Source organism: Candidatus Cloacimonas sp. (assembly GCA_035403355.1).
In the GTDB taxonomy this organism is placed as follows: domain Bacteria; phylum Cloacimonadota; class Cloacimonadia; order Cloacimonadales; family Cloacimonadaceae; genus Cloacimonas.
The window spans coordinates 1-19005 of sequence record DAONFA010000020.1 but is presented as its reverse complement, the minus strand read 5'-3'; the positions used below and the strand labels follow the sequence as shown (position 1 = coordinate 19005).

The following is a 19005-nucleotide window of genomic DNA, read 5'->3' as shown; positions in this document are numbered from 1 at the left end:
CTCAGTAAATATACTTTCACTCTACAGTCCAAGATACTCATTTAGGATAAGATTTATGCTATAACCGAACTGGAGCGGAACTAAATCGAAGATGAACCTTCTAAACCTTTTTCCTAGAGCAGAATTTATTACTTCATTATATTTTATTAAGTTATAATAGCATCAAGGTCTGCCAGCCAATTACGGTTAGCTGTTTGGACATCTATTGGCTGTTTACCTGGTGGTTTGCTGAAAATATATCTGCGGCTATCAAAAAGAGATATATTATCCAGCAGAGAATTATGCCAGCGTGCACTATCCAATTTCAAGATGGACAGATAGCTAATAATAAAGCTTAAAACTGAACTTTGCAAAAGGGCATAAGGAAAATCGGCAGCCCAAAAAAGCAAAAGATGGGTAATATCCACTTCCGGACAGGCATAATTGCTTTCGGCAAAGTCAATAAAATAATACTTACCTGAGCAGAAGAGAATATTTTTAGGCGCATTATCTATATGACACAAGCAATTGCCGTTATGATAAGTAGCAAGATGAAAGTGGGCAATGGTTTCTGCCAGCAGCGCAGGTTTAAAATTCATTAAATTATCAAGATAGGGAATACCCCATATTCTTTCCATTTTTATCCAGTTTGGTTCAGCATAATCAAGCAGTTGGGGGAGCATTTCCAAACCCGATTGATAAGCAAAAAGTTCTGCCTGAAAGTGTTTCGGGTTGCTAAAACATTTGATAACGCAATCGGGCAGATAAGTTATGGAATTGTTTTTAGGATTATTCAAGTTGGAGACGGATTATCTTATTATCGTTGAAGAGGGGAACAATTAGTTGATTTTCCGGCAGGTAATAAAAAATATCCGCAGCAGCTTTAATATTTTTGAAAGTAGGTAGATAGCGATTTTGTTCCTGGGGAATTTCAAAAATCATCTCTTGACCCCAGCAGGTAATATATATTCTTCCCAAATCGTCAATAGCGATGCCATCTAAATTATCATAAATACTATCCATAAAAATAGTTATCTTATTATCTAAAGTGCTTACAGATAAGATGGGACTTTTTTCCGTAAAACAGACCACAAACATTTGATTGCGGGGCATATCGTAAATAATGCCATTGGGTTTTTTCAGCAAAGGAGAAGCTAATTTTTGGATATTATTATTAGCGGGGTCAATTACAAATATGCAATTTCCGGCTGTATCGGTTGTATAAATGATCCCGTTTTTGGTAAATGCCAGGTCGTTGAGCATCACCGCTCCGGGAATTTGGATGGTATCTATAATAGCGGCATTATCCAGGTTAATAATTTTAATCGCTGTTTTATCGGCAACATAAAGTTTGCCTGAGTGAATAGTTAACCCTCGTGGTTCATCCAATCCTTCATCCAGAAAGGGAGTCCATTGTTCAGATAAACTTAAGGAAGTGATACTTTTGCCCATAGTATTGGAGACGAGAAAGCGTTTTCCTGTTTCATCAAAGGCAATGCTTTCAGGACCGTTTAGCGGGTCTCTTTTACTGAGCAAGATAAAAGTAATGATACCAGCCAGCAGAACCAGCAAAATAAGGATATAATATAGAATTTTGGCTTTCATTTTGTCTCCTTTAAGCTCCATTTAACGCCGTTTGGGGTATCTTTAATGTCAATTCCCAAATTAGCCAGGTCGTTTCTGATTTTATCGGAAACATTCCACTGTTTGTTATTTCTTGCTTCCTTACGGTAAGTAAGAAGAAGTTCAATAAGTGCCTTAGATAAATCGGGCAGGGATTTATTTAACTTTGTTTCCCAATTTTGAAAGAAGCCCAAAACGGAACCCAATTCCACCATTTTTTGTGCTGAGGCAAGGCGGTCTGTTTTTGGGAAGGAAGTATTTTTAACTTTGCGATTCAGTTCAAAAAGGACGGATATGGCTTTAGCAGTATTAAAATCATCGTCCATAGCCGCAATAAAATCCTGCTGGAAATTTTGTAGTTCTTCCGCAGTTCCGCAAACGGTTGGACTAATATTATCTTTATTCTCTGCAAAGTTAATTTCGGCGAGGGCATTGTAAAAATTGGTAATAGCCCGCTGTGCTTCTTCCATCAGTTCCCGGCTGAAATCTATAGGGCTGCGATAATGTTTGGAAAGAAAGAAAAACCTGATGGTTTCAGCATCATATTCGGACAAGATATCTCTTGCTGTGAAGAAGTTTTTTAAGCTTTTACTCATTTTCTCACCATCCACATTTAGGAAACCGTTATGCATCCAATAATGGGCTAAGGGCTTTCCGCTGTAGGCAATTGCCTGTGCCAGTTCATTTTCGTGATGAGGAAAAATGAGGTCTATTCCCCCGCAATGCAAATCAAAGGTCTCACCTAAGAATTTACGGCTCATAACTACGCATTCGGTATGCCAGCCGGGACGTCCTTTTCCCCAGGGACTATCCCAAACGGGTTCGCCGGGTTTACTTTTTTTCCACAGGGTGAAATCGGCGGGATTACGCTTATTGGGATTTTCTGTAACTCTTGCTCCTGCCAGTTGTTCTTCCGTTTTTTTACCCGAAAGGCAGCCGTAGGAAGGTAAATTTTCCGTAGCGAAATAAACATCACCTTCCACTTCGTAAGCGTTGCCCTTTTTCTGCAAAGCCACAATAAACGCAATAATATCGTCCATCACTTCCGTTGCTTTAGGTTGATAGGTGGGGGGCTTAATTCCCAAAGCTGCAGTATCTTCCAGATAAGCGCGTGTGTATTTATCAGCAATGGAAGAAAAAACGGTATTTTCTTCTATTGCCTGAGCAATGATTTTATCATCAATATCAGTTATATTTTGCACATAAGTAACCTCATAACCCCGGTATTCAAAATAGCGACGAACTACATCGAAAAAGAGAAAAGCCCGGGCATTACCGATATGAAAATAGTTATAGACGGTAGGACCGCAAGTATATATGCCCACTTTTCCAGGAGTTATGGGTTCAAATACTTCTTTTTTACGGGTTTGGGTGTTGTAAATTAACATAAGACAATACCTATTTAAAGATTACCATTTTTTCTGTTTTTTCCACTTTCCTGCCGCTGGAGGAACGAGCTTGAACTTTAACAAAATAGGTGTTATTGGCTAAAGCATCGCCCTTATCATCGCGTCCGTTAAAATAAACCTTATTAAACCCTTGTCTACCAAAGGATTTCAAGTTAGCAATACGCTTTCCTCTAAGAGTGTAAATGCCAATATTTACATCCGCAACATCTGAAAGCATAAAAGTGATGTAACCATCTTTGGCAATTGGATTAGGATAAATAAGCAGGCGTTCAATATCCAAAACCGAACTCTTTTTAGCCATAAAACTGGTCGTAGCCACAGCAGGCATATTGAAGTTATCAAAGGCAACTACCTGCACAGTATGCATTCCCTCGCTTAAATCCTGTAAAGGATAAATCAAACTTCCGGAAGTGCAGGAATTTTTATCATATTCAAAATAATCGGTTATAGACACCGGTTGTAGAGAATTATCTATAACCAGAAGAATATTATGCCCAGAAGAACCGGTAATATTGATTCCGTTGGAATCATAAAAATCGGCATACACTGAAGTATTGGTGCCAACTGTATCTCCGGGGCGAAAATCCTTGGAACCGAGATAGATATTTATTTGGGGAATATCGGTATTAGTAACATCTCCTGCTTCATCACTTAACTGTAAGGGAGAGTAAAAATTAGTATAATCCTTCTTATTATTTTCATCCCAGATATAGGAGACAATAAATCCATCTGCTCCGCTATTTACATCATCCGGAACAATAAAAGAAGAAGAATACTGGGAGGCGGAAACCGAACTTTTGCCGCGGAAAAGCTGATTTCCCATTTTGGTAACATTAGTTCCAGGACCAAGAGAATATCTTCTTTTAGAATCAAAAACCTTTATTTCAGTTTCTCCGGAAAGTCCTTCGGTAGTGAAAGAACCCTCAATTGCAACTGTTTCTCTGGAGTGAACAATTCCATTATCGGTAATAGAACTTACTTGCATTGAACTATCCCTTTCCGGAGGAATAACCCGAATAACAGGGTCGCCAAACAGAATATACATTTCATCGTTAGTTCCTCCGGTAGTGAACCTAAGTTTACCATCCATTACACTATAACCCAAAGGATTACGATTATTAATTAAACTATCCATTACATATTTAAGCATTACTAAGCTGAGGTCGGCAAAACTTTTACGGGTTGCCGATAAGGAGGCAATAGCTCCCAAATTATTTAAAAGGACAACCTTTTGAGACAAACAATCAAAACCCCAATAATCAAATTGAGAGACCTCACAGGCAGCTGCGATAAAGAAAGTTAGTTTACCTTCATTATTAAATCTACCCATATCGGTAGCTCCGTTCATATAATCCTCGGCTCCCAGTTTATCATAAGAACCGTGACCTGTATAATGCATAACCAGACATCCATCATTCAGTGCCTTAAATAAATCGTCTCTCGCTTTAGGTTTATTCTGGAATTCGTCATATTCATATTCTATGGCAAAAATTTTATCTACCAGAATACTGGGATGAATAACAGTGCTGGTTTGTTCCGCATATTGTGTGAGATCATATTCATAGTTGCTATCTCCGTTAGTGAGGTCATCAGCTACAATTAATACTGAATTACGCCACCATCCGGGGGTTGGGTTATTGATATAACTGGTAAAATTTTGCAGCATAATATTCAGCTCATTGGTATTTCTAACCGGATATCTGCCTATAGCCAGTTCCGGATAATAACTGGTATTAATCATTCCAAAGTAGTCATCGGAAGTAATATAACTTCCCTGCCAGATAATTAATTTGTTTTTAGGAGCAGCGCTACCGGAAAAATTTCTCCAATCAATTGTTCCAATCCCGATTAGCGTTAAGGAAGTAATTCTTGGTGAAGGTAAATTGAAATAAAAATACTTCATTGCCATACGGATGGCAGCAGGGTCTATGTGTCCACCGCTGAATTGATTATAGATGTCATCCACCAAAATCACTTGACTGCGGATTTGGTATATATCCCAATATTTAGCAGCCAGTTCTTGGGCTTGCTGTAAAAATTCTGCAGGCGTTACAATTATATTATCGGTCTGATTTCTTACAGCGGTTAAATCATTAGGTTGGACAGATTGAATCAATGCCGGGGAATATGCTTCTTCGGGTTTCAAAATAAAGTAGAAATTTTTGTAGTTACCTCTGGCGATAGAATAATTATCCACAACAGGAATTAAATTTACATTATACAAATCGGTTATCTGAAAAATAAGAGCATTGCTGATATCTCCGCTGAAATTGAATTTGCAAAGATTGGGGAAAAGGGAATCGGGATGACAGAATTGCCGTTGGGCATTTCCCTTAATTAGATTCTCCTGATAAGTATAACGGTAATAATCTAATAAGAGATTATCGGGTGTGCTGCGAAAAACTTTAATTCTAAGAGTATTGGTGCCATTAACAAGATAGCTGACAGGGCGATTGATATTATAATATGAAGCTCCTGTCCAAGCGAAATTATATTTTTCTTCATCCGTTTCTGCGTCCTTATTGTTATATACCGGGGTGCCATTTATCCAGAGCCGAATCTTGTGATGAGTTCCTTCTCCTTGATCATCCTGGCGCAAACGCAAGTAGAGTTCTTTATCTCCATTCAGGTCAACATTGGTGAGATTAGTAGTGAAAACATATTCTGCAGTGCTGTTTCCGAAAAGAGTTTCGCTATACCAGGAAAAACCGTAGGATTCCCGGCGATAAATTTCATTTTCTACCTGTTTTGAAGCCGGTGCGGAAGTTACAGAAACATCATAGTTATCTGGAGTGGGAACAGTTTGAATTCTTAAAGGAGTTCCACTGAAGTTTTCTCCGAAGGTAAGCCAGAAGACCTGATTTTGTGAATAGGGATTATAATACAGGGGATCGGACTGAACATTCACATTTTGCTCATAACTATCTCTGGAACTGCCGTAAAACAAAATGTAATCCTGACTATCAAAACTATGGTCTGCTGCTCCGGAAATAAAGATAGGAACTTCTTTGAATTCCGCTCCAGTATTATTTATATTATTACTCAAGACCTTGCCGGAAGTGCTGAAAAGGCGAAAAGAAGCAGGGTCAATATCTGCTAAAGGCAAACTGCTAATATCCGCAGGTTTGATTCTATAAATGCCATCCCGATTTGTTTCAATCCTAAACCACCAGTCACTTAAATTGAAGGGTGCATAGTTAATTTCGGTGCGCACATTACTACGCCAGTTTTTTGCCTGCTGAGAATTTATTAATTGCGCTAAAAGAAGGTCTGCAGCTTTGTCGCCGGGCTCTAAGCTGCGAAAATCGGTAGCGCCGGAAATGTTTATTTTAAGAGTTGCCTTTGTTGTGATAGTAAGAGTTTTATTTCCATCGTAAACAAAAGGATGCAGCGTGATCGGTACAAAATGATAACCCCGAAAGTTTGTTGCTGGAAGCTGAGTTATCAATTCCATTCTTTGCGGTTGATATGCCGCGGGGGAAATCTGATACAAATAATTATCTATCCCGTTTATAGTTTTAATTTCAGGCACAGGAATTAGTTTGGAATCCAAACCGGTGGTAATGCTATTACTGCTTAGAACGGTGCAGCTGATTCTTCCTGCGGGAGGAATTCCCACTTTAAATTCGCTGTAGGGAACTGAAGGAGCTCCCGGAATATCGCTGTAACTCATATTCTCTGCAGTTAAACGACTATATTCGCCTTCTGTTGATATTTTCCAGGGGTCAGTTGTAAATTCAATTACCATTTCCGTTTCCGAGTGGCTGATGATGCTTACTTTGGCACAAAGAGAAACGCTGAAAAGGATAGTGAAAGCAGATAGCAAAAAATGTTTCATTACTTTTCCTTAGGTCTGAAGAAATGCTCCAAGGCAAATATCAGCAGATAAAACACTGCCATAAAGATAAATATTCCCAGCATACCCTGCACCAGAATTTCCAGGGCTGTTTTTACATTTTGCATAGTAGATAATGTTTCCGGTATCATTATATCCCCTTATTATTTATGATAGTTGCGGTTGTTTATTATCGTCAATGCCCGGTAAATCTGTTCACAAAGAACTAACCGTGCAAGGCGATGTGTAAAAGTTAAAGATGAAAGAGCCATAGTAAAATTAGCCCGTTCACGAATAGAGGCATCCACACCAAAGACGCCACCGATAACAAAAACTATTTTACTCTTATCAGATAAACTAAGCAGAAAATCTGCAAATTCAAGGGAATTTTTGGGGCCGCCTTTTTCATCTAACAAAATAACATAGTCCTCGGGCTTGAGATATTTCAAGATAGTAACGGCTTCTTTGGCTTTCACGCTTTCTGCGTTACCACTATGTTTGATGCTTTCATCGGGCAATTCTATCAGCTCCAGTTTGGCAAAAGCCGAAATTCTTTTCCGGTATTCCGCAATCCCTTCTTCCAGCCATTTATCTTTCGTTTTTCCTATTTGCAGCAGAGTTAATTTCATTTATTGAGACATTGTGGCTAAAGCAAGAGCCAAACATAGCATCTTGGTTTCACCGGTATCGGCACGCGAAGGAATCAGAATGGGAACTTTAGTTCCGATGGTTACATGTGCTATTCTATAGTGACAATAGTAGGTGAGCATTTTGCCATGCACATTTCCTGTTTCAATATTGGGGAAAACTAAAATATCCGCTGCTCCCGCAACTTCTGAAGTGAGCCCTTTGATGCGTGCAGCTTCTTTATCCACAGCATTATCAAAAGCTAAAGGACCTTCTATGAGGCAACCAGGAATTTGACCTCTTTCATTCATTTTGGCAATTAAAGCAGCATCAATAGTAGCCGGCATTTTGGGATTGACTGTCTCTATAGCGCAAATCATAGCTACTTTGGGATTCGGATTACCCAAGGCATGAGCTACGAGGACAGCATTTTTAACCATGGCTATTTTTTCGTTCAATTCCGGAAGGATATTAATCCCGCCATCGGTTTGAATTTTTAATCCTTCGGGATGTTCATAAACAAAAACATCGGAAATAACCTCGCTTACTTTCAAGCCCTTTTCCTTATCCAATGCAGCTTTCAGGATAACGGAGGATTCCATTTTACCTTTTAATATCAAATCACCCTTTCCTTCTCTGGCTAAAGAAACAGCTGTTTCTGCAGCTCTTTTCAAATCACTGCAGGTATCAATAATGGTAAAGGAATCTGTATTTTCCGGAGCTATTTGTTGCAATAAGCGTAAAATCTCTATTTTATCACCTATCAGAATGCTTTCGCACAGGCATTCTTTTTTTGCCAAAACAGCTGCTTCCAGAGCTGATTCAATTTGAGCTCCGGCTATAAGTGCGGTTCCTTTTCGGTTTTGTTTTACATAGTTTAGCATTTCAGCGAAGTTTTTGAACATAGCGGTGTATCTCCTTTTTTATCATATAAATCATTAAAATAGCCCATTCTTTAATGCCGGATAGGATATTTTGCTTAATTGTGATATTTCTCCAAAAATCTATCTACAAATTCATCTTCTTCAGGTTTGATTTCCCGCATTATCTTTTTTAATGCTTCCTTCTGAATTTGACGCACTCTTTCCCGAGATAGACCTAATCTTTCAGCTATTTGGGCAAAATTACGGGATTCGTGGGATTCATTCAAACCAAAATAGTTCCGGATAATATCCGCTTCGCGGGCATCCAGTTTACTGATGGCATTTTGGATTTTTTTCTGCATCCGTTCCTGGTAGTATAAACTTTGCGGGTCTAAGTTATCTTTATCTTCCAGTAAATCTTTAGCGGTGAAATCCTGATTCTCGGAAGTGGCAAGAATATCGTCAATAGAGCTGGTTTCGGGTATTTGGTTTTGCAAGTTGTCTATGGTCTTTTCGGTAATATTCATTTTCTCACTTAATTCACCGGTAGTCGCTAATTCACCCGTTTCCGAAAAATATCTATCCTGGGTTACTTTAACCCTGTGTGCAGCGCTGGATTTACCCATCGGAACGCGAATTAAAGAACTCTTTTCACTAACAGCAAGCATAATTCTTTGTTTAATCCACCAGATAGCATAAGAAATAAGCTTAATATCCTTATCTGGGTCAAATTTCTCTATAGCTTTAATTAAACCGATATTGCCTTCGCTGATCAGTTCGGAAAGAGATAACCCCCTGTTTTGATAGCGGGAGGCAATTTTAACCACAAATTTCAGGTTTGCCTGAATCAATTTGTTCATTGCCTCCATATCTCCGTTTTTTGCCTTTATGGCAAGGTCGTGTTCTTCTTTACGACTTAAAGTTTTAAATTTGGAAATCTCGTTCAGATAATTTTGCAGTGCTTTATCCGTAAAAACACTTTCTTTCTGGCTCATACTTTTTTCCCTTAGGGTAAAGGAAGAACTTTACGGGGGTTGATAGCTTTGCCTTTTAAACGGTATTCAAAATGTAAATGATTACCCTGCGCATTACCGGTGGCGCCAACTGTAGCGATTTGTTGACCCTGTTTCACTACATCATTCACATTCACCAGATTCTTCTCGTTATGAGCATAAACCGTCATTACAAAATCGGGATGTTCAATAACAATAACATTACCGTAAGAACCCTGAACTCCCGAATAAACAACAGTTCCATCCAAAACTGCATATATCGGAGTTCCAGCTTTAGCCCCCAAATCTATGCCTTTATGGGGACGTCCATTGCGCAAACCATATTCCGAAATAACTTTTCCCGCCACAGGCATTATTATATCATCTCTAATTTTTTCCCGTTTCATCAGTTCTTCTTCCGTTAAAATATCTGTTGGCGAAGATGGTGATTCTGTACGCGGTTTACCGGAAAGATATAATTTTTGCCCCACTTTTATATCGGGGGAAGAGAGATTATTCAATTGCATCAATTCATCAACGGTCATTGAATTGTTTGTGGCAATTCGGAATAAAGTATCTTTCTTTTGCACGATATAAACTCTTTCAATAAGCACTGTATCTTCTTGGGCAGGATTTGTAACTTCAGGAGCATTAATTGCAGGAGCAGGAGCAGTTGGAACCGGTTCTTCTTTTGTTTTCTTCGTATCTGAAGCAGTAGCAGGATTCTTGATTATCAGTTTATCACCCGGGTGAATAGCCACTGAACTATTGGCAAAATTATTCCAGGCAAGGAGCTCACCTAAGGTAATGCTATTATTAACCGCTATCCGGTAGAGGTTATCCCCTGCTTTTACAGTGTAGTAATAATCATCCGGAACTTGAACTACAGACGCGGGAGGCGAAATATTTGCAGGAGTTAAAACAGGAGGACTTTGAGGTGGGGAAGTAGGTGTTGAAATACTCGGAACAGCAGGTTTAGCTTTTTCCGTATCCTTTTTCACAATTAGTTTTTGCCCGATAGCAAGGTTATTATCCGCTAATTTATTCAGGCGTTTTAAGTCATCTACAGTTGTGCCATAACGCTTACTGAGCGAATACAGCGTATCCCCTTTTTTAACGGTATGCATTTGGTCTGCCGGGAACAAACCCAAAGGGTAAATCAGTAAAATCTGCATTACCAGCAGCCAAAGGTATCTATCTAATTTCAAAATCATTATATTTTTCTGCACTTTCCAGGATATAAATTTGCAGTTCACGCACTTTAGCATATCTGTTTCCTTGGGCAATAATCTGCTTAAATGCCTGCAATAAGTGTTCATCTGCCTGGGCAACGATTTTAACCGAGCCATCCCACTGGTTATTCACATAACCTTTAATTCCAAGTTCGGAAGCGGTCTTCCACACAAAATAACGGAATCCTACTCCCTGAACTCTGCCGTTTGCATAAAGTTCCCAAGTAGGCATATATCACACCTTTAGATTATTTGTTCTGCATAAATTTTCCTCCCGAATTTGTCAAGCATTCGTTTTCATTCGTTTCAAAATGAGGGATATTTTTAATTATAGCAAGCAAAAATATCCTTGACCAGAACAGGGGGGATAAAAAAATATAAACATTACGGCGAAAAGGATAGATAAGGTTAAATGAACTTATTGCTAATTATAAACTTGATCGGGGGCTTGGCACTTTTCCTCTTTGGTATCAATAAAATGAGTGATAGCTTACAAGCAGTTGCGGGAACGGAAATGCGCCGCATCTTGAAAGTTCTCATTAACACACCCTTGAAAGGGGTTTTAGTTGGCTTGGGCGTTACCTCTCTCATTCAAAGCAGTTCTGCTACAACCGTGATGACGGTTGGTTTGGTTAATACCGGAATTATGACTTTGAATCAGGCAGTAGGGGTAATTATGGGCGCTAATATTGGAACTACTATTACAGCTCAGTTAATTGCCTTCAATTTAGGTCAATATGCGTTTTTATTTGTAATTTTGGGGGTAACCTTACTTTTCATCCGCAAAAGCAGAACTATGGAACACTGGAGTCAGATTATTTTTGGTTTCGGTTTATTGTTTGTAGGGTTAAATGTTATGTCTTCTGCGGTTATGCCTTTAAAAGATTCCCTTTTAATGCGTAATTTGATGATTAAATTGGCAACTAATCCGTTGCTTAGTATTTTAATAGGAACTGCATTAACAATGTTGATTCAAAGCTCCTCCGCCTCCATTGGAATAGTTATTGTTCTGGCTTCAACCGGATTAATTCCTTTTGAAGGTGCTTTGTATCTTGTTTTTGGAGATAATATAGGGACAACTATTACTGCCTGGTTAGCTGCAATTAATTCAAACAGCACTGCTAAAAGAGTGGCAATGGTGCATACCTTGTTCAATGTTTTGGGTACTATCATTTTTGCTACTTTAACCTATTTGGGTATATATACCTGGTTTTTGAATCGGATAACACCAGGTAATGTTTTTGCCGGACAAAATATCGCTCGGCATATTGCTAATGGGCACACGATGTTCAATGTCATCAATACCATTGTTTTCTTACCTTTTGCTAATCAATTAGCTAATCTTGCCTGTAAAATAATTCCTCCGGATAAAGTAGAGACCCTTTCTTTGGGCGAACCGAAACATTTGAATTATACTGTTATCAATAACTCCGATTTGGCAATAAATCAATCCATCAAAGAAATGCGGGAAATGCTAAGATTAGTGCGTATGGAACTGCTTGTTTCCTATCAGGCATTTAAGGAAAAGGATTACAAAAAACAAATGCGAGTGTCCCGCATTGAAAAGGGAATTGATAATTTGCAACGAGAGATAACGCTATATCTGGTAGCTGTGAATGAAAAGACCAAAGCGGAAGATATTATCCACAAAATTCCTGCCTTACTGCATACCGTTAATGATATTGAAAAAATTGGCGATTTTACGGAAGAAATAAACAAAATCCTGAATGACCAAATTATTTCCCAAAAGCATTCTCTTGCTCCGGAATTTATTGAGATGATAGATGCGCTGCATTCCAAGCTGCTCTATATGTTGGATTTATCTATTGAATACCTGGAGGAACTGAAGGAAGATTTTATCTATAAAATAATTGAGATGGAAGGGCGCATAAACGAAACACACAGCTATCTGCGAGAAGAAATCCTGGCTAAAATTCAAAAAGGTGAATGCGATGCTCCCGGTGGCTTAAATACAATTGATTACATTGATGAGGTGGAAGAAATTGCCGATAAAATGAAGAATTTAGTTAAAGCAGGTAGCCATAAATTCGTGTATAATCATAATTACAATAAAGAAGCTGAAGATGAGGAGAAAGAGAGCGAAACCGAAACGGAAATGTAATAATCCTTTTTCTTGTTAACAAGGCAGGTAAAGGTCTGGGCTTTAGGAATAGAGAATAAAAGCTGATTGAGACCCTCTTCTTAAATTACTCCTGCCGTTATTAAATCGTGCATATGCAACATTCCCACCGGTTGGTTATCATTGTCCACAATAGGAAGCATTGTTATTTTATTGGTCTCCATTAAATTCAGCGCTTCAATAGCCAAAACCTCGGGTTTTAGCGCTTTGGGGTTTGCCGTCATACATTCCTTTGCCGTAAAACTTAAAAGCGCATTGCCCTTAAGATGTAATTGTCTTCGTAAATCACCATCGGTTATCATTCCGATTAGTTTTCCATTTTCATCAGTAACCGCGGTACAACCAAGTTTTTTGGAAGTCATTTCCATTATTGCTATAGACATTTTTGCATTTTCCGCAATTACCGGAAGTTCCTGCCCACTATGCATCAAATCGTTTACCCGCAAAAGTAATTTTTTCCCGATTACTCCGCCTGGATGAAAACGAGCTAAATCCTGCAGCTGAAAATTCTTATACTTTAGAAGAGCAATCGCTAAAGCATCACCAACTGCCAATGCAACTGTTGTGGAGGATGTAGGCACTAAACCCAAGGGCTCCAATTCTTTGGGAATATGGCAATTCAGCACAACATCAGAATGTTTTGCCAATTGCGATTTGGGCTCGCCTGTTATGGCAATTATCGGAATATGATTGAATTTCAGAAAAGGGATTAAACTTATCAGTTCCTGGGTGTTTCCACTATTGGAAACGGCTATTACTACATCCCCCGGCTCCAGCATTCCCAAATCACCATGAATTCCTTCCGCGGAATGTAAAAAAATTGAGGTAGTTCCCGTAGAAGCTAAAGTAGCGCTTATTTTGCGGGCAATAATGCCTGTTTTTCCCATTCCGGTAAGCACAACTTTGCCTTTACATTTACAAAGCAAATCAAACGCTTTTTCCAGGGAATTCTTGTTTAATTGTTCCGCTACCTTTTGAATAGCGGATGCCTCTTTTGTCATCTCTTCCGTAACTACTTCATAAACATTCATAGTTCTCTTCTTAATATAGCTGTAGCTTCTTCTATTGTCATAGAGCCCAAATCACCGACAGTATGTTGACGCAAGGTCACTTTATTATTTTCTGCTTCATTTTTACCGATGATGCACATAAAAGGAATTTTGTTTTTTTCTGCTTCACGAATTTTATAGCCCATTTTTTCACTGCGGGAATCCAATTCACAACGGAATCCTTGTTCTAAAAGCTGTCCTTCAATGGTGTGCGCATATTCCAATTGATTATCGGTGATAGGAATAAGCATAATTTGCACAGGAGCAAGCCATAAAGGTAAATTACCGCTGTGATATTCCAATAGAGTAGCAAAAAACCTTTCTACTGAACCCAGCACTGCCCGATGAATCATATAAGGTCTATGAGCAGTATTATCGGCACCAATATATATCATATCAAAGCGTTCGGGTTCATTAAAGTCAAATTGGATAGTCGTACACTGCCATGCTCTTCCCAAAGCATCTTTAATTTTAATATCTATTTTGGGACCGTAAAAAGCACCGCCTCCTTCATCCACTTTATATTCCAAGCCGAGTTTTTGCAGGGACTCTGCCAAAGAAACTGTAGCTTTATCCCAATCCTCTTTTGCGCCAACACAATCCTCCGGCTGGGTAGATAGATAGATTAAGAACTCCTTGAAGCCAAATGCTTTCAACATCTCCAGAGAGAAGACAATCAATTTATCAACTTCACTATTCATTTGTTCGGGGGTACAAATAATATGCGCATCATCCTGAGTGAAACCACGCACCCTCATTAAACCGTGTAAAACTCCGCTACGCTCATATCTGTAAACAGTTCCCAATTCAGCAAGCCGAATAGGTAATTCCCTGTAGCTATGTTGCCTGGCATTATAAATACTGATATGAAAAGGACAGTTCATCGGTTTTATATAATAATCCTGTCCATCAATATCCATTTTGCTATACATATTCTCTTTATAGAAACCAAGATGTCCACTGGTTTCCCATAAATTTGCCCGTCCCAAATGAGGAGTATAAACAAGCTGGTAACCTTTTTTAAGATGCTGTTCCTTCCAGTATGCCTCAATTAAATGACGCACCATTGCTCCTTTGGGATGCCATAACACCAAACCTGGGCCAACTTCATCATTGATAGAAAACAAATCCAGGTCTTTTCCCAATTTCCGGTGGTCGCGTTTTGCTGCTTCCTCCAGAAAATGCAGATATTCGGCAAGCTCTTTTTCCGTGGGGAAACTAATACCATAGATTCTTTTCAGCATTTTGTTTTTTTCATCGCCACGCCAGTATGCACCCGAAGTTCTCAATAATTTTAGGGCTTTAATTTTTCCTGTATCTGGAAGATGAGGTCCGCGACACAGATCTACAAATTCACCTTGCTGGTAAATGGTAATAATATCCGTATCGGGAATATCTTTCAGAAGTTCCAATTTGTAGGTTTCATCCATCTTGCCAAAAAGCTGTATTGCATCTGCTTTACTTAATTCCGTTCTTTGATAGGGGAGAGCTTTTGTGCTTAATTCTTTCATTCTTGTTTCAATTTTTTGTAAGTCCTCTTCTGTAAATGGTTCATCCCTGTCAAAATCATAATAAAAACCCTGTTCTATAGCAGGTCCAATGGCAAGTTTAACCTCCGGATATAGTTGTTTAACTGCTTGTGCCAATAAATGAGAAGTGCTGTGCCAAAAGACCTCTTTTCCTTTCTCCACGGCAAAAGTATGAAAAGCTATTGTAGCATCACTATCCAGCATCCGGTTTAAATCTACGGTTTGGTTATTGACATCAGCGCAAATTGCCTCTTCCGCTAATTTGGGATTGAGGTCTTCCGCAACCTGTAATGGTGTTACGGGGTTTGGATATTCAAGCGTTTTTCCATCTAATAGCGTTATTTTTATCATTTATCTCTCCATTTTCAAATTCATTTCTTTTAAAAATAACCTTAATTTCCATAAAGATTATTCTGTCAAGCCGAGATTGAAAGTTATATTCCTCCGGTTTTTTCGCTCACGCAGATTTTAGAAACGAGGATTTAATAGGTCTGGGATGAACAGGATTGAAGGGATTTTAGGGATTTAATAGGTTTGTTGTAACTTGTATAAACAGGGGTTGTTTCCGGAAGGTTGACCTACTGGTCAACCCACCTCGCACGATTATTTCTTCATCCAAAAAAGTTATTGACAGGAATAGGTATCCATCAATATATGAACACATACTCATAAAGGAGCTGGAAATGGATACTCAAAACTATCTATATAAAAGCATTTCCGTTGAAGAAATGGAAGATATAAAAAGTCATATTCCCGCCGACGAGGTCATTCAAAAGATGGCTGAGTTTTTTAAGGTCTTTGGAGATGGCACCCGCTTGAAGATATTGTCCTATCTTTCCAGGAAAGAATTGTGTGTAGCGGATTTATCGTTATTAGTGCAGATGCAGCAATCAGCGGTTTCACATCAGCTTATGCTTTTGCGCTTAAATAGATTAGTGAAATATCGCAAAGAGGGCACAACAACCTACTATTCTTTGGATGATGAGCATATTAACAGCATTTTCAAAGTTGCTTTAGAACATTTGCAGGAGCTATAAATGGTTATTGAGGAATACGATGTTCACAATCTGGATTGCCCTGATTGCAGTTCTAAAATAGAAACCGCAATCAACAATCTGGAAGAGGTGGAAAGCGCCAATTTGGATTTTATATCCAAGCGCTTAACTATTGAATACATAGAAAAAGTGGATAATCCCTTAAAACGCTTAAATGCCATAGCAGCCAAGATTGATCCAGAGGTGCAATTTACTTTGGTTGGCAGAGAAAGTGAGCAGGAAGGTAAAAAGCCCTGGTTTATTATTATTGCCATCCTAATTCTAACCGTCAGTTTGTTTTTCGGAAGTCCTGTTTCTATAGTTTTGGGGATAGCTGCCTATCTTATAGCCGGGCACAGAGTTATTAAAAAAGCAATAAGAGAGATTGCTTCCCGTCAGGTTTTTACCGAGAATTTTTTGATGACTTTGGCTACCATCGGTGCTATCATTCTAAATGAATTTATGGAAGCTGCAGCAGTGATGATTTTATATGAAATAGGGCTGTATTTGGAAAGCGGAGCAATTGCCAGGAGCAAGAAAAATTTGCAATCCCTTCTTGCCTTAAAACCTGAAATAGCGCATTTGAAAACTGAGAAAGGGATAGAAGACCTGAAACTGAAAACAATTAAAAAAGAACAGATAATTCTTGTTTATGCCGGAGAACGAATTCCTTTAGATGGAATTGTATTAAAAGGAGAATCTACAGTTGATACTTCTTCTTTAACAGGAGAGGCAATTCCAGTTTTTGTAGAACCCAAATCTACTGTGTTTGCAGGTTTTCTAAATGGGGGAGGAATTCTGGAAATTCAAGTTCAGAATACCGAAACCGAAAGTATGGTTTCCCGAATAATAAAACTGATAGAAAATGCCAGCGCTAAAAAGTCCGATACCGAAAAGTTTATGACTCGTTTTGCCCGATATTATACTCCTGCAGTTGTTTTAGCTGCTGTTTTGGTTTTTCTTATTCCAACTTTATTGGGCTACAGCTATACTGTCTGGTTGAAGAGAGCGCTCATATTTTTAGTAGTATCCTGTCCCTGTGCTTTGGTAATTTCAATTCCTTTAACATATTATATCGGGATAGGGAAATCAGCTAAAAGAGGCATAATTTTCAAAGGAAGCATATATCTTGATTTATTGAACAGAGTTAAAACCCTGATATTTGATAAAACAGGAACTTTAACCACAGGAGACCTGCGTATTGCAAATCTTAAAACAGCCCCCGGAATAGACCCTGAAGAGCTAAAACTAAGCACTTGGCTTTGTGAATGGACATCGTCTCATCCTTTTGCCAAAGCAATAAAAAATGCGTTCTCCTACAAGTTTGATGCGAAAGCGGTTGAAGCATTATCCGAATATCCCGGCAAAGGAGTATTGCTGGTTTACGATAAAAACCGCTATCTTTGCGGAAGCGAGATTTTTTTACAATCCTTTGGTTTCGTGAATTTCCTTGATGCGGGTGATAACAGCGTGGTGCATACTGTTAAGAATAATATATATCTTGGTTGCATCAGTTTTACGGATGAATTAAAACCGGGAATGAAAGAAGCGCTGCAAGCATTAAAACGGAGGGGAATTAAGAATTTAATAATGCTCTCCGGAGACCGCCTGCCCAAAGTGGAAAGTGTTGCCCAAGAATTAGGGTTGGATGGCTTTTTTGCCGCTTTAACCCCCGAAAGCAAACTGGCAAAATTGGAAGAAATTATCAATACCGGCAAAAATAAAGTCGCCTACTGCGGAGACGGATTAAATGATGCCCCTGTTTTAGCCAGGGCGGATGTAGGAATAGCAATGGGTAAAATTGGTGCTCAAGCATCTATTGAAACCGCGGATGTTGTTCTCTTAAATGATAAACCGGAACAGCTGGAAAGCGCTTTCAGCATTGCCAGAGAAACAAACAATCTGGTGTGGCAGAATATCATCCTTGCTTTAAGTATTAAAATATTGGTTATGGCTTTAGGGATTGCAGGTCTGGCAAACCTGTGGGAAGCTATAATTGCCGATGTAGGAGTTACTTTACTGGTTATTTTCAATTCTTTAAGAATTATGAAACATCCGGAAGATTGACCTCCTGGTCAACCACTGCTCCCGATTTTTTACGCTGAAGATTGACCTCCTGGTCAACCACCTCAAGAAACAAGGATTTCAGGATAAAGATTTTAGAAACAAGGATTAAAGGATTTAGAGGATTTAATAGGTCTGGGATGACTTGTATAACTGGAACTTGCTTTGTACCGGCGGACACCGTTCCGCCGTTTTTATTTGGCGCTACAGCGAGCGCCGGTACTAAAATCCCTACCGACTAATGTACGGGCGGACGCCGTTCCGCCTCAAGGCAAAAAAGCCCTTAGGGCAACACATTCATAGCAATGGAGGCGTAAGCTCCTCGTAAAAGGTTAGCCCCATGTTTTTCTCTTGTCTCTCTTCAGCTCGTGTATTACTCCTTAATCAAACCTTAATCAAGCGTTAATAATTAAGGAGTGATCAAGGTATGATAAAGAAGTGATTGACAGTTTAAAGCAAGGTAATAATCTGGCATAAAAATATCTGGAGGCCTTTATGAAATTAACTGTAAAAGATGGTATAAAATGATGTTCTGGCAAATTGTCTTTCCGCTGATCGGCGTCCGCCTTTCTTGGTACCGGCGCTCGCTGTAGCGCCGAATAAAAACGGCGGAACGGCGTCCGCCGGTA

15 protein-coding genes are annotated in these 19005 nt (G+C 39.0%); 3 read left to right on the top strand and 12 right to left on the bottom strand.

Translation table 11 applies throughout. From position 1 onward, the window contains the following. Nucleotides 1-146: 146 nt before the first annotated feature. The 10 genes from PLE33_06125 to PLE33_06080 all read right to left on the bottom strand — a co-directional run bounded on the left by PLE33_06125 (nt 147) and on the right by PLE33_06080 (nt 10792). A complete protein-coding gene (locus PLE33_06125) occupies nt 147-776 on the bottom strand; it encodes a hypothetical protein (protein ID HPS60823.1) in 630 nt (209 codons plus the stop codon). Further along, entirely contained in the window at nt 769-1584 is an 816-nt protein-coding gene (locus PLE33_06120; protein ID HPS60822.1) for an SMP-30/gluconolactonase/LRE family protein, read from the bottom strand. The genes PLE33_06125 and PLE33_06120 overlap by 8 nt, the downstream gene beginning before the upstream one ends. Next, nucleotides 1581-2990 carry a cysteine--tRNA ligase gene (gene cysS, locus PLE33_06115; GenBank protein ID HPS60821.1) on the bottom strand — a complete coding sequence of 470 codons (1410 nt, stop codon included), beginning with the start codon at nt 2988-2990 and terminating at the stop codon, nt 1581-1583. Before cysS ends, PLE33_06120 begins: the two co-directional genes overlap by 4 nt. Before the next feature lie 10 nt (nt 2991-3000). After that, the gene (gene porU / locus PLE33_06110) at nt 3001-6849 is read right to left on the bottom strand and encodes a type IX secretion system sortase PorU (GenBank protein ID HPS60820.1); all 3849 of its coding nucleotides are present in this window, start codon (nt 6847-6849) and stop codon (nt 3001-3003) included. Then, entirely contained in the window at nt 6849-6998 is a 150-nt protein-coding gene (locus tag PLE33_06105) for an OadG-related small transporter subunit (GenBank protein ID HPS60819.1), read from the bottom strand. Before PLE33_06105 ends, porU begins: the two co-directional genes overlap by 1 nt. Before the next feature lie 12 nt (nt 6999-7010). Continuing rightward, nucleotides 7011-7475 carry a 23S rRNA (pseudouridine(1915)-N(3))-methyltransferase RlmH gene (locus PLE33_06100; protein ID HPS60818.1) on the bottom strand — a complete coding sequence of 155 codons (465 nt, stop codon included), beginning with the start codon at nt 7473-7475 and terminating at the stop codon, nt 7011-7013. Continuing rightward, the gene (locus PLE33_06095; protein HPS60817.1) at nt 7476-8378 is read right to left on the bottom strand and encodes a phosphate acyltransferase; all 903 of its coding nucleotides are present in this window, start codon (nt 8376-8378) and stop codon (nt 7476-7478) included. It lies immediately after the preceding gene. 74 nt (nt 8379-8452) lie between these two features. Then, nucleotides 8453-9331, bottom strand: a complete 879-nt coding sequence (locus PLE33_06090; protein HPS60816.1) for an RNA polymerase sigma factor RpoD/SigA — start codon at nt 9329-9331, stop codon at nt 8453-8455. Between the two features lie 11 nt (nt 9332-9342). Next, nucleotides 9343-10542 (bottom strand): LysM peptidoglycan-binding domain-containing protein, encoded by a 1200-nt coding sequence (locus tag PLE33_06085; GenBank protein HPS60815.1) that lies wholly within the window; start codon nt 10540-10542, stop codon nt 9343-9345. Continuing rightward, nucleotides 10523-10792, bottom strand: a complete 270-nt coding sequence (locus PLE33_06080) for an acylphosphatase (protein HPS60814.1) — start codon at nt 10790-10792, stop codon at nt 10523-10525. Before PLE33_06080 ends, PLE33_06085 begins: the two co-directional genes overlap by 20 nt. 180 nt (nt 10793-10972) lie before the next feature. On the opposite strand from PLE33_06080, the gene PLE33_06075 reads away from it, so the two are divergent. Further along, nucleotides 10973-12682, top strand: coding sequence for a Na/Pi cotransporter family protein (locus PLE33_06075; protein HPS60813.1), 1710 nt, complete (start codon nt 10973-10975; stop codon nt 12680-12682). Nucleotides 12683-12762: 80 nt separating this feature from the next. Here the strand turns inward: PLE33_06075 and PLE33_06070 are convergent, their stop codons facing one another. Both PLE33_06070 and thrS read right to left on the bottom strand, forming a co-directional pair. Continuing rightward, a complete protein-coding gene (locus tag PLE33_06070; GenBank protein ID HPS60812.1) occupies nt 12763-13731 on the bottom strand; it encodes a KpsF/GutQ family sugar-phosphate isomerase in 969 nt (322 codons plus the stop codon). Beyond that, a complete protein-coding gene (gene thrS / locus PLE33_06065; protein ID HPS60811.1) occupies nt 13728-15629 on the bottom strand; it encodes a threonine--tRNA ligase in 1902 nt (633 codons plus the stop codon). The genes PLE33_06070 and thrS overlap by 4 nt, the downstream gene beginning before the upstream one ends. 332 nt (nt 15630-15961) lie before the next feature. On the opposite strand from thrS, the gene PLE33_06060 reads away from it, so the two are divergent. Together PLE33_06060 and PLE33_06055 are read left to right on the top strand one after the other, a co-directional pair. After that, nucleotides 15962-16315: a metalloregulator ArsR/SmtB family transcription factor gene (locus tag PLE33_06060; protein ID HPS60810.1), complete on the top strand. Its 354-nt coding sequence runs from the start codon at nt 15962-15964 to the stop codon at nt 16313-16315. Further along, nucleotides 16316-18379, top strand: a complete 2064-nt coding sequence (locus PLE33_06055) for a heavy metal translocating P-type ATPase (protein ID HPS60809.1) — start codon at nt 16316-16318, stop codon at nt 18377-18379. Nucleotides 18380-19005 lie beyond the last annotated feature (626 nt).